The following is a 17,987-nucleotide window of genomic DNA, read 5'->3' as shown; positions in this document are numbered from 1 at the left end:
CTTACCGTCCAGAAAGCAGCTTAATAAAGTTGTCCAATTTTAAGGGTTCACTTTAAACTCGCGTGAGTTTAGTCGATTTTTTTATTATTACGTTTACTTATAGCAATCACTATTATAATTATTTATACATCTGCTTAAGCGTACTAATCTCACGAGTCGTGATATGTGCTGCTCGATGCGACTGGTAATACATCACCGCACTCTTATTGTTCTCATGCTCTAGTCCCAGTGCATGTCCCAATTCATGGGTCGCAACGGACAGCTTATATTCTACCGAATGATTGCTGGCTGGAAAGCGATTCGTGTAAATCACACACTTCGCCGAATCCATCCAAGTTGTTCCTTGCGAACCACTTTGATAGTACGTCCGCCAAGTCCGGCCGATTTCCGATCCGGTCGTCTCCGTCTCGTCTTCACTCTCGCCCAACGTAATCTGGGCTTTCGCTTGGTCCTCAGCCTCAACTAACCACACCGCGTTAGTGTTATTCCAACGTTCCACGGCTCGTAGCCAAATCGCTCGATACACCTTGCTGTCACTCGTGATCCGATACGTGATGACCCGACTCTTAAAACGGGCCTTATAGTTCAAAACCTTAGTCCCGTTATTTATATAATCATATTGATAGTTATCCATCTGATCATTGTAGTAGACCTGATCATGCGTCGTATCGTGACCACTAGCCTTATCCGCTTCAACTCGCGACGCATTCGGGTTGATCAGCGTACTGATTTGTGGCGCAAACATCAACAGCATCCCGCAGAAACCCAAGCTCATTATAATTAATAATAATAAATTTTTATGTTTCATCATAACGTTACCCGGCTTTCTGATCAGATTTTTGGCTGTCAAGCGCGCCAAATCGCAACTTTGTCCATCTGATATGTTACAGCGTTCACCATTCTATTACAAGTTATATATTATATTTATTTATGAAAACTGAAGGATTTTATTACATTAAAAATATTTATATTAACTCAAACAGTTATGAAAGCACTGTTATATCAACTTTTTAAGCCCGTATCATTTTTTGAGTACTCGTCGGCAATTATTATCAATGATTATAATTACTTATACTGGGCATTTGTTTAACACTTTAACTAAAAAAGAGCTTCAGCGTCTGCTGAAGCTCTTAACTCAGGCTCGATTAATCTGATAATGGTCTAAAAAAGCAGTCCAGATTAGCACTTACTTTCAATAAAAGTACCGCTTAGGAGAACTATTACTAAATTTAATACTCTTCTTTACCGATAACGTGCAGTTGCTGATCAAGGTGATAACAAATTGGCACCCCGTTAGCAACTTCGACACCATCAATCCCAGTATCACTAATATGCTCTAAATATTTGATCATCGCACGCAACGTACTACCATGCGCCACCACGAGTTGGCTTTGACCGTCTAACAGCCGCGGTGCAATCTCATCGATCCAATAAGGCATGATGCGGTCGTAAGCCATCTTCAAGCTTTCTCCCCGCGGTTCGACGGCGGCACCGTACTTGGTGTAACGTCGATCATGGTCTAGTTCAGCTGGTGTCAACAACGGCGGCACCGTATAAAAGCTCCGCCGCCACTGTTGAACTTGCGCCTTACCGTACTCTTGACGAGTCACATCCTTATTTTGACCACGTAAGGCACCGTAATGTCGTTCATTTAACCGCCACGTCTTATACTCAGGCAGCCATAACTGATCAATTTCACTTAACATAATATTCGCGGTAACGATAGCCCGTTTTAGGACTGAGGTATGCACAGCGCCAAACTGCAGTCCCGTAGCTCGTAATCGCTTGCCAGCTTGATGAGCCTGTGCAATACCCACTGCTGTTAGCGGGACGTCACTCCAACCGGTATACGTATTATCCCGATTGGCCGTACTCTCACCATGGCGAACCAATACTAGTTCTGTCATTCTCTTTCCCACCTACTATCTTCAATACTTCCTATGATAATCGATTTGGTTCATTTTTCAAAGTCACAACCAGCTGTTACGTGCGATAACGCACTTGCCACAAAAAAACGGTCAAGCTGATTAATATCACCCTGACCGTCCACGATTAATTAATTTTCTTGATTTGAAACGGCGTGCGCGGCTTTGATGACATGTTCATCATCAGTGGCGGCCGCTGTTGGCTGCTCAATCGCACCCATCGTATCCCGTTCACGGAACCGATTACCGACAAAGGTCACGACGGAACCAATCAAAATCACAACAATTCCGACCACTGTCGTCCACAAAATTTGTTCATGGAGGATCAACGCTGCTAAGATTGGCGCCAACCCCGGCTTAATGAAGAATACTAGGGAAGCCGTTGAAACATCGGTTTGTTCCATTGCCAAGAAATAAAACGCGAAGCCCCCACCAGTAACACAAACGCCGATAAAAAATAGTAACCAGAAATAGTTGAGATTAACATTCACCAAAACCGGAATGGCAGCAAATTGCCGCAAACCGATGGCCGTCAACCCATTGGCGACAGCCGGAATCTTAGTAATCCAAGCTAAAACTAGAAGTTCAAACGCACCAGCAAAGAAAGTAAAACAAGTCATCGTCAGCCCATTCAAGCCCCGTTTAACAGACCCATAACGCGAGATGATACTGTACAGCCCAAAAGTCACGGCAGACCCGATGGCTAATAGCAGCCCGAGCCCATTCGTCAAATGGGCCGGATTAACAATGATCAACAACCCAATCACAGAAATCACGACGGAGATCAAGTTAGCTCGACCCAACCGTTCTCGCAGAATTAAATAGGAGAATAATAGCGCAAATACCGGATTACAACTAAACAATACGGCCACAGTCGAAGCTTGATCGACCGTAATCGCGAGTTGGTAAAGCGACATACTGACAATGACACACACTAGCCCGGTTAAAGCAAATAGCCGCCAGTCAGCACTCACTAACTTTCGTCCGGTTTGCTTTAATGCCCGCAATGCAAATGGCAGTAACACAATTGCCCCAATAAAAAATCGAATTAGATTCAATTGGATTGGGTTAAAGGCACTGCCGGCCATCTTTAGCGCAATTTCCATCGAACTAAACATTAAGGTCGAAATTGCAATGTAAAGATATGCTTTCTTCACGAAACGTTCGCTTCCTTCTTAATCAAAATTTAATACGCAACGGTTCTCAGTATAGCACCATTTTCACGTGATTTTCAAATCAGCTCAGTATACTACCTCGCTTTTATCCGCGGGAAAACGCCTTTTAACGCGGAATCAGGCGTTATTTTTTTCAATTTTTAATTGCTTTTGAAAACAATTTTCATCAGGCTTGAACCATTCAATGGCATCTTGCCGCCTCAACCATCATCCAGCACGCACTCATCAGCTTGTCATCAAAAACTACCAGCGAGACGTGTTGGGACGGCCCTGAGCAGAAAGTATCTAATTGGTCAAACCTTGTTGACCGAACTAAATTGAGTTTTCATCATTAATAACCAGCAAAAAAGCACCCGCAACGCCTGTCACTAGTGGCACGCATTCGGGTACTTTTAATTTTAAGTCACACAATAATTAACGAATAAAGTTGGCTTGAACGATCACCATCAAAATCGGAATAACGATCAGGCTCAGTAGTGTCGTTTCTGTCACCATGACCGCGGCATAATCGGCATCCGCCCCGTACAGTTTGGAGACAACTGGCGCGTTCGTCATGACAGGCATCGCGGACTGCAGAATGAAGACTTGCTTCATCTCCAATGGAATCGACATCGGAATAAGCATCAGCGTCATCAGTACCGGCGCAAGGATAAAACGCCCAAGTAAAATTCCCAAGCTATCCCGGTCGAAGCGCATGCTGCTTAACCCGGCGTTGGCCATTGAAATCCCAATAAAGATCATGGACAGCGGAATCGTTAGACCGCCGATATATGAGAAATCATCCATCAAGAATTTTGGAACGTGAATGTTTCCTAGAACAAGCAAGACACCAATCATAAATCCTAGTAATGGCGGTGAGAAGATCTTGGTCAGTGTCTGCTTCAAGTCAAACTTAGCGGTGCCAGTACCGTCACGTTGAATCAAGTAAACGCCCAGCGTCCAGAAAATGGTGGTATTGGCCATGTAATAAACTAACACATATGGTAATGCGCTATTCCCAAACAAGGCTTGATTAACCGGTAGCCCAATAAACACCGTATTGGAGTTCAAAAACATGGAGGCAAATAAGCCGCGATGACTCTTTTTAATATTTAAGGCTCGCATCACCCCGAACGAAATACCAAACAAAATAGCCATATTAAGAACTGGAAAACGTAATCCTGGCAACGTTGATAATAATTTATGCGCTGTAAACTGCTTTGTGATCGTTGCAATCATGTAGGCTGGTAGCGCAATTTGAGTGACCAATCGGGCAATCAGCTTAGTCGCACTTTCATTAAACCAGCCCCAGCGTGCCAACAAGTAACCAACTGCAATCATCACGATGATCGTCATGACACCTTGAATACTCTGCACGAATGTCTGTAAAATTTGCACGCTCAGTCTTCCCCTCTTAACAAATTGCTCATCATTGAATATCGCTATCAAGCTATGTAAAATAATAATTCAATGAGAATTATTCAAGTATACCACTGTTTTATGATGGCTTGTACCGTAATTTATAGATGGAAACGTTTGACGCCGGTCACAATATTACTTATAGTGTTCTATAATTGTGTTACTACTGATGCCAGTAATTTTTTGATTATTAAAATCTTTTTAAATTACTAACTTTAAGGACCAATGATTTGCTAAACGTCATAAAATGACTATTGAGGGAAAAATCTAAAGTGATGAGGAACGAATATGTCAGAAAATAACAATGATAATGAAATGGGACCACGCCAACGCCGCTATCGTGAACAGCAACAGCGTAACCCACATTTGAAACCACACAAAAAACGTCCTTGGTTAATTACTTTACTAATCGTCGTTGTCCTGTTGATCGTTACGGGTGGCTGGTGGGGCTATAAGACCTGGAATGCCGCTAAGGATACGATGAATACGACCTACCAGTCGACCGGCTCGACCAAGCTTCGGAATGTTGATGCCGTTATTAAGAAGGGCAAGCCATTCTCGATTCTACTGTTGGGAACTGATACTGGTGCACTAGGTCGCGGCAAGGACTTCTCGGCCCGGACTGATACCATGATTGTTGCGACAATCAATCCTAAAAAAGAAAGTATGACGCTCACTAGTATTCCACGGGATACGCAAGTGATGATCAATGGGCAATCACAAAAAATTAACGCAGCCTACACCATTGGGGGCGCAAGTGGTGCCGTCAAGTCAGTGGAGAAGTTACTGGATGTTCCAATTGACTTCTACGTCTTACTGAACATGGGTGGTTTAAAACAGATCATCAACGCGATGGGCGGCGTGACCGTGACACCTAAGCTGACTTTCAAATACGGTAATGCCAACGTTAAGAAGGGCGTTAAGATCAAACTTAATGGTGCAGCGGCACTTGATTACTCACGGATGCGTTATGACGATCCTCAGGGTGATTATGGTCGTCAAAAACGGCAACGGCAGGTTATTATGGCCATGGTTAGTCAGTCTAACTCACTTGGGTCAATTGCCAATATTGAAAAGATTACGAAAAAACTCGCTAAGAACATGCGCACCGACTTAACTTGGAATGACATGGTCGCACTCGATACGAAGTACAAGAATGCGTCTCACCATGCCAAATCATATACCGTTCAAGGTACTGACGCGACGATCGATGGGCTCTCTTATCAAGTTGCCTCTTCGTCAGAACGTTACAAGAATTCGAAGCGCATCCGTAAAGCGCTGGGACTCTCAAACAGTAATTTAACAGAGTCAGTCTTCTCTGAGACAGCTTCAATTACAACGGGTAGCTCAAGTTCCAGTTCAAGTTCATCAAGTACCACAACGTCTAGTGATACCACTACTTATGGCACTAGTACGACACAAGATACAACGACGCAGGACCAGACCACGACTCAAGATCAAACCACAACTAATCAGTACTAAGCAACTATTAAAAAATGGGTTTCTTCAGAATAAAAATTCTGAGAAACCCATTTTTTGATGATTATTTTTAATTGACCGGCCAAGATTGTAAAAAGTGTTGAAACTTTGTTTCGCGCTGTTCAATTAGATCCGGTGTCGGCAATGCTTCTAGTGCGGTAAGTTGGGTCTCAATCGCCTGGTTGATCGCAGCAACTAATGTCTGATCCTGATGGTCAATAACCAGGTCAACTAAGCCGCGCGACTGCAAAGCGCTAGCTGTCATTGGTAATAAATCGATGGCGTCACTGCTAGTTTGTTGCCCATGTAAAATCGCTGTAACTGCCTCGGGAGAAGCAACGTTGAAAAGTGCATCATCTAGCATGATAATGCGGTTGGCGTTGGCAAAGGCTAACGCCCCACCGCTATGGCCCTCACCGAGAAATACAACAACGTTCGGTACGGTCAGCTGACCAGTCACCGCAATCAAGTCCGCAATGGCCTGACTCTGACCATAGCGTTCCGATTGGGGACTCGCATCAGCACCTGGCATATTGATTAAGCTAACGACCGGCCACCCAAATTTAGCCGCATGGGTTACGACTCTTAACGCCGTGCGATAGCCTGGAACAGTTAATGCCCCCCCGTTTTTTCGACGCCGGCTCGCAATATCAACACCCCGGTCAACGCCCAGAACAGCTAATTGGCGACCAGTAGCAGTGCGCCCAAAGCCCGCCGTCAAAGCCGCATCCTGACCTAATAAACGGTCTCCCCGTTGTTGCGTCATTGTCGGCAATAACGCTTGAATGATAGTCGGCGCACTGATCCGATCAGCCGCCCGTAATCGCTGTAATCGTTTATCCATGGGCTGACCTCCCAATCCCATAATTCGCTAATGCTTGTCCTAGCGTTGACCGCAATTGAGGTCGTTCAACAACTGCATCCACCATGCCATTTTTAAACAGCTGATCCGCCGTTTGAAAATCCGCCGGCAGCTTGACAGGCAAAGTTTGTTGAATGACCCGGGCTCCGGCAAAGCCAATCTTAGCACCCGCTTCTGCGATAATCAGGTCACCCTTAAACGCAAAACTCGCCGATACGCCCCCCATAGTGGGATCTGTCAGCACTGTGATCAAGGGTAACGGCGTTGCTGCTAACCGTGCTAATTCTGCCAGAATCAAATTCATTCCGACCAAGGCATAAACACCTTCTTGCATCCGAGCACCACCTGAGGCGGTCACAATGATCAGTGGTAGCCGTTGGGCCTGCGCCTGTTCACTAGCGTGCAATAAGCGACGTGTGACCGCCGTGTTTAACGTCCCCATCATAAAATGACTATCCATCACTGCTAAGATACAGGGTTGTTGCTCAATCAGGGCCGTTCCACAGACAACAGCCTCGTTTAACCCGGTCTGGCGTTGAGCCCGCCGCAGTTTGTTCGTATAGTCCGGGAATCCCAGCTGATTGACAGGCCGCTCAGTCATCGTCAACGGCTGAAACGCCCCTTCATCGACGAGTTGTTCTAATCGTTGCGCCGTCGTCAATCGTTGCCAATAGTGACAATAAGGACATTGCTGATAAGTGCCCCATTGGCGTTGGTGGACGTGCCGACCGCACTTAGGGCAGGCTTGCCAGGTCCCAGAAGCTGGATAATGACTCATTTCGACGCCTCCCAACGTGCTAGACTGTGAATCGTGTACTGATCATGAATGTAGGCGGGCCGGGCCACCGTTTGCTGTAGAAAAGTTAAGTTCGTCGTGGGTCCCGTCAATGTTACTTGCGCTAAGGCCCGTTGTAAGTTGCGCACGGCTTGCTGACGGTTCGCACCGGTGACCATCAACTTGGCAATCAAACCATCATACATGGTTACTAGCCGATCGCCCTGATGATAATCCGTATCCACTCGTACATCGGCTGGCCAGCTCAGCGTTTCAATCCGCGTCTGCTTAACCGGTAAGGTCGCGGTCAACCGAGCTTCGATCGCCGTACACTTGGGCTGCAAGCCAACATGTTCTGGAAAATCAACCGGGACGCCAGCCGCCTGTTTGATTTGTTCAGCCACAATATCAATTCCGGTGGTTAATTCTGTCACCCCGTGTTCAACCTGTAAACGCGTATTCATTTCCATGAAATAGAACTGACCATCCGCAAATAAGTATTCAATTGTGCCCAAACTTTGATAATGTGTACCCGCTAATAACTGCCGGGACAAATCGTATAAGGTCCGGCGTTGTGTCTCAGTCAAAATACTTGCCGGACTTTCTTCGAGAACCTTTTGCTTGTGCAATTGGAGGCTACAGTCACGATCACCAAGAATGAATAATTTCGTCCCCGTGCCGAGGACTTGAACTTCAATGTGGCGAGCAGTTGTCAGAAATTGCTCTAAATACATCGCATCATTCAAAAAGGACGCAGCAGCTTCTTGACGCGCAGCCCGCAATTGTTGATGGAGTTCATGAACGTTGGTAAGCACTCGAATACCCTTGCCACCGCCACCATAACTGGCTTTCAAAACTAGTGGAAAACCGATCTTGGCGGCCGCGTGTTTAATATCCGGCCATGCTAAGCCCTGTAATGATTGACCTGCTAGTACCGGAACGGCTTGTTGCCGTGCAAAATCCTTAGCACGGGCCTTATCACCCATCAACTTAATTTGCTCAGTCTGCGGGCCAATCCAGGCAATGCCACATTCCGCACACATGGCGGCAAAATCCGCATTTTCAGCTAAAAAACCATATCCCGGGTGAATCGCATCGGCGTGCGTATTAATTGCAGCCATTAGAATCGCTTCGGCATTTAAATACGATCCACTGGCAGCTGCAGGTCCGATACAGACCACTTCATCCGCTAATTGTGTGTAACCCGCATGCCGATCAGCAGTTGAGCAAACGGCGACCGTCTGAATATTCAATTGTTGACAGGCTTTGATAATCCGTACGGCAATTTCACCGCGATTCGCGATTAACAGCTTGCGAAACATAGCTACCGATCCTTTCGCATTGTAAATAACGGTTGTTCGTACTCAACAGTGGCGTCGTCAGCAACTAGTACTGCTGTTAACGTCCCATCGGTCGGACTAACTAATGGATTGAATAATTTCATACTCTCAATCTGGCCTAGTTCTTGACCAGCTGTCAGTGACTGACCAACCTTTAAATCTGGTGCCAAGTGGACCACCCCGACCATCGGACTCGGCAGTGTAACGACTTCATCTTCAGTCTCCGCAACTGTGCTGGCAGGCGTAGCGGCTACGGGAGTTACCGTTTCTGAAGCTAACGCTGGTTTTGTCACTTCAATCTCCAAGTCGCCGGCTTTAACACGAATTTGCTGATAACCCTGTCGCGCGTATTTCTCAACTAATCGATCTAAATCTTTTAATTCCATCTGCACACCCCTACTTCTTGATCAAGACTGAGCCATATGCTAGCCCGCCACCAAATGCTGTTAACAGCACTGGCCCAGTTAAGGTATCAAAAACATTGGCTAAGGCCATTGCCACCCCAGCTGAGGACGTATTACCATAATGATCAACATTATGTGGAAACTTCGTCATTGGTAACGCCAAGTTAGCCGCAATTTTTTCAATGATCCGTAAATTAGCTTGATGACAGATCACGTATTGTAAATCACTGGGTGTCAGTTGCGCACTCGCAATTAACCCACGCATCTGTTCTGGAACAACCGTCGTGGCAAATTGAAAAACATCCCGTCCAACTTGGTAAAACGCATCCGTTTGCGGGTAGTTCGTTGCGGCAACTTCAGTAATCGGCCGTACTCGTCCAGAGTGAATGACCGTAGCGTTTCCTTGCGATTCTAATTTCTCAGCGATCAAGCTGTTTTCATCTGGATTGTCAGTAGCTTGTAATAACGCGCCACCAGCACCGTCCCCAAAGAAGACGGCTGCCGTCCGGTCTTGAAAGTCCATCATCTTGGAATTAACTTCCGCACTGATCACCATCACATTTTGGTATTGCCCACTGCGAATAAACTTGTCAGCCGTTGCTAGGCCAAACGTGAACCCAGCACACGCTGCACTCAGGTCGAACGCAAACGCATTATCAGCGCCAATATTAGCTTGCACTAAACAAGCCGTCGCAGGTGTTAAGGCATCGGGCGTAATTGTCGTAACTAGGATCAAATCAATGGCACTGGCAGCTAAACCACTTTTTTGTAGTAACTGATGGGCGACCTGGGTGGCTAAATCCGAGGTGTTTTCATCATTCATCGCGTAGTGTCGGGTTTTAATCCCAGTATGCGCCTGAATCCATTCGTCGCTAGTGTCCATAATGGCTGCTAATTCGTCATTATCAACAACGCGTCCCGGAACATATTGTCCCATGGCGGTTAATTTTGTATAAGTTGGCATTTTTAAACCCCCGCTACTTTCCGTTTCGATTAGTTTAATTTTATCAATAAAAGCCTATCCGTCAAAGTTTACGGCTGTATTTTTGGTAAATCCTTAGAAACCTAGCCAAAATGAAAGAACAGTGGTGCCCATAACCGACACACCACTGTCCATCATAACTTTGTTAATACTTATCTGGCGCCATAAAGCCATTTTTAGCTAATAGCGTCATCACATCAACCCGTTTATCCGTCGGGACTTTCTGCGCAAACACCTTTAATCCCGCTGCTTGTAACGCATATAATGCCCGTGCTTCGGCTTGACCGATTGCAATAGCATTGGTGACCATCACCATGCCCGCTGAAAAAGCTAGACTACCAATATCAATGCCCGTTTTGCTAAAATCAAGTCCCCCCGCTACTAAGCGCGCCATGTTCTGGGGCGTATCAGTTAGGATTAGTGGCTTTACTTCATCAAATAGCGAGTCTTGATAAATCTCGATCATTTTGTCAACTGTAATCACATTAGCTTTCACACCAGGGGGCGCGGCTTGCACAATTAGAATCTTGCGAAGTGCATCCTGGGCAACTTCGTCTGAGACGACCAAAATACGGTTAGGACTGACCGTCTTGGTCCACACCGTGGCAACTTGCCCGTGGAGTAGCCGACTATCAATGCGTGCTAAACGAATATCCATCGTCATAGCGGCTCATCTTCCCCATCGTCCTGTAACAACTTGAGATGCTTAATCCCAATCTTTCCAGTCTCTTCAAGGTGGGCAATCACCTCATCAATTGGCTTATCACGAACAGTGTAAGCCTCAATCAGCATTGGCAGATTCAGACCGGTAATCAGACCCATGCGCTCTGTATGTTCGGCAACGATCCGACTAGCGGCGTTAAATGGCGAACCGCCCCATAGGTCAACCAAGAATAAAACTTGATCATCCGCGTCAAACCGGGCAACCGCAGCAGCTAATTTATCAGCTAATTCATTAGGTTCTTCGTCTAGTTGAAAGGTAACCGTTTGGACCTTATCTTGCTTGCCAAAGATCATGTAGGATGAATCGACAACGCCCTGCGCAAAACTCCCATGACTGACAACGACAAATGCTAACATCTACTTTCCCTCCTCAGTCGGTTAAATCTACTCAATAAGATACATGCAAAAAGCATGCCAAGTTAGTGTATCAACTCATCGCGACCTTTGCCTGATGAGTCTCCAATAATTGCACAATATAATAATTTTCAGCATCTGAGAAGGTTAACTGTAGTTGATCTGTCAATTGCTGATTGGCCTGTTGCACAAGTGGGTACCACTTCGATGCCATAATGTCTGGCATCTCTTCGGTGGGTGCCGAAATTTCATCTTTGATGGCCGTTCGTTCTAGCGCACCCGCTAAGTGCATAATCAAATCAATGCGAAAAGCATTCGTCATTACACCATCCAAGTGCGTCGCAATCACTTCGCTATACTCCCATAAAATTCCCGTTAACTTCTTAGGATTTAAAAACGTGAAGTAATCGCCTAAGTACCGTTCGCAGAGTTCCGGTGTCAACTGCTGACTTTCTTCCGCCATGGTCTGTGGCGAATCGATACCCGTCGCTAACTGGTCAATAAACTTTTCGCCACCACCTTGTAGCAATTCTTCCAATGAAATAAAAGGGACGTCTAATTCGGGTTTTGTAATCCCAGTTGCCGCAATGATTTGATAATTTTGACTGATTTGTTGTATCCGTGTCTTCATTTCGACCACTGAGATTGGGAATACCGTAATACCTTCGATAAAGTTTTGAGCTAATAAACTGTCTAAAATTGACTTGATACGTTCAGCCGTCCCAACGCCGGTCGCACAAATTGCAATAATCGCCCGTTGTGCCGTCTTATCCGTCGCTAAGGCGGGCTTGACTGTTGCGCGCTGACTATCCGTTGGTAGGTTCCGTGAAATTCGCGAATAACCTTTGAAACCAACGAGCTCCTGATACATAGAATCCAGATCACTATCGACCAGTCTAGCCTTCCGAACGGCTTCCAAAACAACCGGCGTGGTCACCATGTCAATCGTTCGCGTCGCAATTCCTGTCTCCTGCTGAATTCGTTCCCCGAAGGTCGTTAACGACCCCATATCGACTAGTAACAAAATTCCTTTCCCAGAATCAAGCTTTTCTACTCGTCGCTTGACATGATCATAGGCGACACTCGGGTCCATATCGAGAGGCATGTCGAAAGCCTGAACATCATAATCATCTAACAATTGTCCGACGACCTGTGCCATGGAAGACGCGGTACTCATCCCGTGCGCTGCCACCAACACGCCAACTTTGCCGTTAAGCTGCATCGATTTTAACGAGATGAGCAAAATGGCCAGATAATAAACTTCGGACTTGGGAATCGGTAAATGATACCGTTCCTCTAATCCTTGCTTGAGCGCCTCCGCTGCTTTGATTTCAGCCGGATATTCACGCACCATCGCTAACATATCCGAACTCATTTGACGCATGGGCTTGCCTGCCTGGATGCGTTTGATAAAGGAACTGACATGCAAGCTCACAGCGTAAATAAAGTTATCCTTGAAGTTATAACCCAGCATATCTTGAACCGTCATCTGTGCCGTCTTGGTAAAATCAATAACGTCCTGATCAACGATCTCGGCTAACTTGTTTTCTGGTGAAACTTCTAACTGATTTTGTTTATAAAATGATTTCAAATGCACATTGATATCGGTCGTGATGAAACGATTGATGTGTTCTTTATCAAGGCCTTCTCGTCGGAGTAACGCTGCTTTATCACCAATAATCTCATATAAATTATATGGTAATTCATAATTATCGTTCTTATTACGAAGCGGTTTTGGACCATCATTTGGCTTCACGATGAGAACCGGGTCCAACAACTCAGAGATGGCCCCCAGTTCGTGACGGTTAGAGGCTACTGTCATGAGACCGCTACGGATATTCTGTGGCAAATCATCCATCGTGATTGTGATTTCACTGTCATTTTCGATGCTATTGACAAAACCCTGGGCACACACCAGCTGAATGTTCGACTTCAACTGACCGACGTTCCCAAATGTGACTGAGCCAAGTAAGGCCTGCACCACGTCCTCCGTTAACCGAATCTGTTTATTGATTCGATTAGCTTCCAATGACAATAATGCCTTCAGTAATTCTAAACGTTCCTTGGCTGAGCGATGATTGAACGCTGGTAGCTGAATCGTAATCGGAATTCGCCGAACAAAGGTCTGCAGTAGGGTACTTTCTGGGTCCTCGGTCGTTGCACAGACTAAGCGGACATTGGCATGGTGACTCTTCGCCGTCTCACCGAGTCGTGAATAAGTCCCGTGATCCATGAAATAAAAAATCATTTCCTGACCTTCTGGTGGTAGACGGTGCACTTCATCTAGGAACAACATGCCCCCATCCGCTTCTTGGATCAAACCGTCCTTATCTTCATTAGCACCTGTAAAAGACCCCTTAACATAACCAAACAAATGCGACATCAATAATTCCGGATTATGCGCATAATCGGCACAATTGAATGTAATCAGGCCTTGCGGGTTCGTTAAGACTTGTTGGGTTTCCGCAAAACGATACATGGCGTTTGCAAAGTAAGTTTTACCAGAACCAGTCGGGCCAATGATTAATGTATTCAATCCCCGCGGTGGGTAAAGAATGGCCGCTTTCGCCTGTTCCACTTGATTAGCAAGGCTCTCATGCGAACCAATCATGCTGGCAAATATATCATTTACAACCGGTTTAGGCACAGACGTCGCGACGGGCGCTGTCGGTATTCGCTCTGTCGTCGCCCCATTCGCTACGCCACTAGTTGTTGTGGCCGTTGTGGCTGTCGTATTCACCGGAACATAGTGCACAGGCCGCCCTGTCAGCTTGTGCAGCTGGCCTTCTCGTACCAGTGCATTTAATTCCTTGCTGACGTTTGAACGCGCTATCATTAAAGCGGTCGCTACCATTTCCGTCGTCAGTCCGTGTCGATCGCTATGTTGACGGACGTATTCACAAATCTTGGATTTTCTGGTCAACTTCGCCACTCCTTTTCACCACTATCAAATAGCTGATCCGTTTTGATACACTATAACACACTATATTCTACCATAGTTCCCGAATCAGTTACTTTTTAAGACTTGTCAGTACAACTATTTCTGTTTCATGGTATTGAAATTCCATTTATGACGCACCTTAACGTGCTCGGATACTGCTTTTGATGCGTTAAAAAAGCTTAAGTATCAACCCGCGCTAACCCCACCCGTTGATACTTAAGCTTCTTAAACTAACTATTAAATAATCACCAATCCGTCGGCAAAGAACCCTCGACAGCATTGGTCATTATTTCAAATACTTATCTTTTTTACCTTTACCCTTGAATATTCTCCCAAGGACTTGGAAAAATGTCAGTGATTTTACAATTCGATCAGGCTCAATATATTGCCGAACGGCTCGTAGCACCTTCTTAGGGTCCTTAGCTGAGAAAGTAATCATACCGTTCCGTTTCGTTTGAAAAGAGAACCGCGGAATCCAACGGCCACCAAACATTACGGATACGACCACATATTTCACTTCAGTCCAAGGGATTTGAATAAAGTTACGAACATTGCGATCATCATAAAATTCAAAGCCGTTATCACCGACCATGATTTTACCGTAATCGGTCAACCCCATATGTGAATTGCCGTTCGTAACTAAATCAACCTTAGTATTGATTGATTGCACCATATTAATCCCTCCTCGTATCCATCCTCATACCGATTATACGGCGAGTTTGTCAGTTATGCAAAGTACGCTTGTAAATAAAAAGGATGAGCTCCCACGAGTCCATCCTTTAAATATGACATAAGCAAGTATTACATCCAACCAATAACGTGCAACAGAACCCCCAATACGAAGAGGCCAAGAATAATAATGATTGGTGAAACTTTCTTCTTTAATAACCACATGCAGAGGAAGGTTAACAGCAACGCCATCAAACCAGGAATCAATTGATCCAAGTTATCTTGTAAGGTGGTTACCTTGTATTTGTCAAGTGAACGACCAGCAGCTTGCTGTGTTAAGGCTTCCTTAACACCAGAAGCACCCTTGGGCAGTTTATCCCAGTCAATGTACGAACCAGCTTGTTGCTTAATGGTCGAAACTTTAACTGGACTGAAGTCCACCTTAACCCACCGTTCAATTAACGCCGCTAAGATAAACATCCCTAACATGGAAGCACCACGGGTAATATCTTGCAAAATACCACCAGATAAGTCATCAGTAATCTTAGAACCGGCTTTGTAACCGAATTCTTGGGTATACCACATGAAGCCCATCCGAATTGCATTCCAAACAACGAAGTATAAGATTGGTCCAACAATGCTACCAGAAATAGCCAATGATGCAGCTAAGGCACCAACGATAGGCTTAACCGTGTACCAGAACACTGGGTCCCCAACACCGGCTAAAGGTCCCATCATACCAACTTTAACCCCTTGAATCGTAACGTCATCAATAGGTGCCCCATTGGCACGTTCTTCTTCAAGCGCTAAGGTAACACCAATAACTGGTGAAGCCACGTATGGATGAGTGTTGAAGAATTCTAGATGCCGCTTCAAAGCAGCAGCACGGTCTTCTTTAGTTGTATATAATTTCTTGATTGCTGGAATTAAAGAATAAGCCCAACCACCGTTTTGCATACGTTCGTAGTTCCATGAACCTTGGAGGAACGTTGAACGCCACCAAACATGCAGACGATCACTTTTACTTAATGTAACTTTTTTAGTAATATTTGTAGTTTCAGACATCTCAGTTTGCCTCCTTCTCTAATACTTGTCGATAATGTCGCCAACCGGATCACCCGTGTTGGAGCCACCACCATTGCCAGAGTTACCTTGCTTTGAAAGTGCCAAGTACATTAAGGCTAAGGAAATACCAATTGCACCTAAACCAATCAAAGTAATTTCACTGATTGCAGCTAAAACAAAACCTAAAGCGAAGAATGGCCAAACTTCACGAGAAGCCATCATGTTGATAACCATTGCATAACCAACGGCAACAACCATACCACCACCGATTGATAAACCATCAGTTAACCAGCTAGGCATAGCGTTTAACATTGCCTTCACTGGCGTAGCACCAACGGCCAAAATCAAAGCGGCTGGAATCGCAATACGAAGTCCTTGCATGCAGATCGCAACCCATTGCCAGAAGTCAATTTTACTAAAACTACCTTCTTCAGCGGCACGGTCCATGATGTGGACAATCCCAGTTGCTAACGTACGAGCGATGATCGTTAAGAGTAACCCAGCAACGGCTAAAGGAACGGCAATCGCAATAGCTGAAGTAACTCCGGCACGGCCTTGACCACCTAAAACTAAAATAATTGCAGATGCAATTGATGCTAACGCAGCATCAGGTGCAACGGCGGCACCAATGTTGGCCCAACCTAAGGCAATCATTTGTAAACTCCCACCTAAGATAATACATGGGACTAATTGTCCGGTTACTAATCCGATTAGGGTACATGCAACAACTGGTTGATGGAAGTGGAATTCATCCAAAATACCTTCCATACCAGCTAAAAATGATACAAGTACGACTAAAATCACTTGAATTACGTTCAAATTCATGATTTAATCCTCCATCTTTTCTGATATTCTTGGAACTACTTTTGTTCCTTCAACATATTTTCAGCTTTGTTCAAAATGTTATCCATATTTTCTTTACCATCACTTGGAACCTTCCGAACATCAAATTCGATGCCGTCTTTTTCAAGTTTACGGTAAGTGTCGATATCATCTTGATCAAATGCCAAAACCTTGTTTGGTTGAACTTTACCAGCCGAATGAGCCATCGAACCAATGTTCAATGTCTTAATTGGCACACCACCCTCGATTGCACGTAATGCATCTTGTGGTGTTTCGAATAAGACCAACGCCTTTTGACCACCAAAGTGCTTGTCGTCTTTAGCAATCTTAATCATTTGAGCAATTGGAATAACGTGCGCTTTGACACCAGATGGCGCTGCTTGCTTGATCATGTTAGTCCGCAGCTCGTCTTTAGCAACGTTATCAGACGCAACAATGATCCGAGTTGGGTTAACTGTCTTACTCCAAGCAGTAGCAACTTGTCCATGCAAGAGTCGCGAGTCAATCCGTGCTAACCCATATTCCAACTTCCCTGGCCGGCCAGCGTTATTGTTGGTCGTTGCAGCGGCAGCAGCCTTTTCTTCCTTAGGTGCTAATGCTTCAGGACGAACCTTTACCCCATCCTTAGCAGTTTCAATGATATGCGTGGCAATTTCGTGTGCCGAATCCATTGAAAGTCGTGAAGCATACGCTTCAATTAACATTGGCAAGTTCAAACCGGCAACGATTGCCCATTTGTCCTTGTGTGCTTCAAACAAGCCGTTAACTTGATTGAATGGTGTACCGCCCCAAAGGTCGACTAAGAATAAGACTTGCTCTTGATCGTCGAATGAAGCAATGGCTTTTTCTAACTTAGCCTTGATGTCGTCAGGGCCTTCGCTAGGCATCAACGTAACGGCTTGAACGTTTTCTTGTTCGCCGAAAATCATTGATCCAGATTGATAGATGCCTTTAGCGAATTCGCCGTGACTAGCAATGATAATGCTTACCATCTTTGTACCTCCTATTTTTTCGTTACAGTCATATAAAACGAATAAATAATATCTAAATTG

The 17,987-nt window shown here is 45.2% G+C and carries 17 protein-coding genes; 1 reads left to right on the top strand and 16 read right to left on the bottom strand.

What is annotated here, in order from left to right; translation table 11 throughout:
* Positions 1-118 precede the first annotated feature (118 nt).
* From MMY95_RS11715 to MMY95_RS11700, 4 genes are all read right to left on the bottom strand, one after another.
* Complete coding sequence (locus MMY95_RS11715) at positions 119-811, bottom strand: matrixin family metalloprotease (protein ID WP_104796052.1); 693 nt, start codon at positions 809-811, stop codon at positions 119-121.
* 418 nt (positions 812-1,229) lie between these two features.
* Positions 1,230-1,907, bottom strand: a complete 678-nt coding sequence (locus tag MMY95_RS11710; protein ID WP_021356512.1) for a 2,3-diphosphoglycerate-dependent phosphoglycerate mutase — start codon at positions 1,905-1,907, stop codon at positions 1,230-1,232.
* A gap of 149 nt (positions 1,908-2,056) precedes the next feature.
* Positions 2,057-3,082 (bottom strand): DMT family transporter, encoded by a 1,026-nt coding sequence (locus tag MMY95_RS11705; RefSeq protein WP_003643926.1) that lies wholly within the window; start codon positions 3,080-3,082, stop codon positions 2,057-2,059.
* Between the two features lie 432 nt (positions 3,083-3,514).
* On the bottom strand, positions 3,515-4,477 hold the full coding sequence (locus MMY95_RS11700) for an AEC family transporter (protein WP_003643925.1): 963 nt from the start codon (positions 4,475-4,477) through the stop codon (positions 3,515-3,517).
* Positions 4,478-4,786: 309 nt separating this feature from the next.
* On the opposite strand from MMY95_RS11700, the gene MMY95_RS11695 reads away from it, so the two are divergent.
* Positions 4,787-5,980, top strand: coding sequence for an LCP family protein (locus MMY95_RS11695; RefSeq protein WP_016526944.1), 1,194 nt, complete (start codon positions 4,787-4,789; stop codon positions 5,978-5,980).
* Between the two features lie 67 nt (positions 5,981-6,047).
* Here the strand turns inward: MMY95_RS11695 and accA are convergent, their stop codons facing one another.
* From accA to MMY95_RS11635, 12 genes are all read right to left on the bottom strand, one after another.
* The gene (accA, locus tag MMY95_RS11690; protein ID WP_016526943.1) at positions 6,048-6,821 is read right to left on the bottom strand and encodes a carboxyltransferase subunit alpha; all 774 of its coding nucleotides are present in this window, start codon (positions 6,819-6,821) and stop codon (positions 6,048-6,050) included.
* Positions 6,814-7,617, bottom strand: coding sequence for an acetyl-CoA carboxylase carboxyltransferase subunit beta (locus tag MMY95_RS11685; RefSeq protein ID WP_202861264.1), 804 nt, complete (start codon positions 7,615-7,617; stop codon positions 6,814-6,816). The genes accA and MMY95_RS11685 overlap by 8 nt, the downstream gene beginning before the upstream one ends.
* Positions 7,614-8,936, bottom strand: coding sequence for a biotin carboxylase N-terminal domain-containing protein (locus MMY95_RS11680; protein ID WP_003644984.1), 1,323 nt, complete (start codon positions 8,934-8,936; stop codon positions 7,614-7,616). The genes MMY95_RS11685 and MMY95_RS11680 overlap by 4 nt, the downstream gene beginning before the upstream one ends.
* Before the next feature lie 2 nt (positions 8,937-8,938).
* Positions 8,939-9,340, bottom strand: coding sequence for a biotin/lipoyl-containing protein (locus MMY95_RS11675; protein ID WP_003640916.1), 402 nt, complete (start codon positions 9,338-9,340; stop codon positions 8,939-8,941).
* A gap of 10 nt (positions 9,341-9,350) precedes the next feature.
* A complete protein-coding gene (locus MMY95_RS11670; protein ID WP_104795548.1) occupies positions 9,351-10,322 on the bottom strand; it encodes a ketoacyl-ACP synthase III in 972 nt (323 codons plus the stop codon).
* Positions 10,323-10,485: 163 nt separating this feature from the next.
* Positions 10,486-11,004, bottom strand: coding sequence for a PTS sugar transporter subunit IIB (locus MMY95_RS11665; protein ID WP_241277654.1), 519 nt, complete (start codon positions 11,002-11,004; stop codon positions 10,486-10,488).
* Positions 11,001-11,420 carry a PTS sugar transporter subunit IIA gene (locus tag MMY95_RS11660; RefSeq protein ID WP_003640913.1) on the bottom strand — a complete coding sequence of 140 codons (420 nt, stop codon included), beginning with the start codon at positions 11,418-11,420 and terminating at the stop codon, positions 11,001-11,003. Before MMY95_RS11660 ends, MMY95_RS11665 begins: the two co-directional genes overlap by 4 nt.
* 70 nt (positions 11,421-11,490) lie before the next feature.
* Positions 11,491-14,340: a sigma-54-dependent transcriptional regulator gene (locus MMY95_RS11655; RefSeq protein ID WP_241277653.1), complete on the bottom strand. Its 2,850-nt coding sequence runs from the start codon at positions 14,338-14,340 to the stop codon at positions 11,491-11,493.
* A 304-nt stretch (positions 14,341-14,644) separates the two neighbouring features.
* Entirely contained in the window at positions 14,645-15,031 is a 387-nt protein-coding gene (locus tag MMY95_RS11650; RefSeq protein WP_003640911.1) for a DUF956 family protein, read from the bottom strand.
* Positions 15,032-15,159: 128 nt separating this feature from the next.
* On the bottom strand, positions 15,160-16,092 hold the full coding sequence (locus MMY95_RS11645) for a PTS system mannose/fructose/sorbose family transporter subunit IID (RefSeq protein WP_003644988.1): 933 nt from the start codon (positions 16,090-16,092) through the stop codon (positions 15,160-15,162).
* An 18-nt stretch (positions 16,093-16,110) separates the two neighbouring features.
* Positions 16,111-16,917: a PTS mannose/fructose/sorbose transporter subunit IIC gene (locus tag MMY95_RS11640; RefSeq protein ID WP_003640909.1), complete on the bottom strand. Its 807-nt coding sequence runs from the start codon at positions 16,915-16,917 to the stop codon at positions 16,111-16,113.
* 35 nt (positions 16,918-16,952) lie between these two features.
* Positions 16,953-17,927: a mannose/fructose/sorbose PTS transporter subunit IIA gene (locus MMY95_RS11635; protein WP_003640908.1), complete on the bottom strand. Its 975-nt coding sequence runs from the start codon at positions 17,925-17,927 to the stop codon at positions 16,953-16,955.
* Positions 17,928-17,987: the final 60 nt, after the last annotated feature.

Source organism: Lactiplantibacillus sp. ME-2 (assembly GCF_022549155.1).
Lineage (GTDB): Bacteria > Bacillota > Bacilli > Lactobacillales > Lactobacillaceae > Lactiplantibacillus > Lactiplantibacillus plantarum.
The sequence above is the reverse complement of the archived record's forward strand: the minus strand, read 5'-3'. Positions and strand labels throughout refer to the sequence as shown.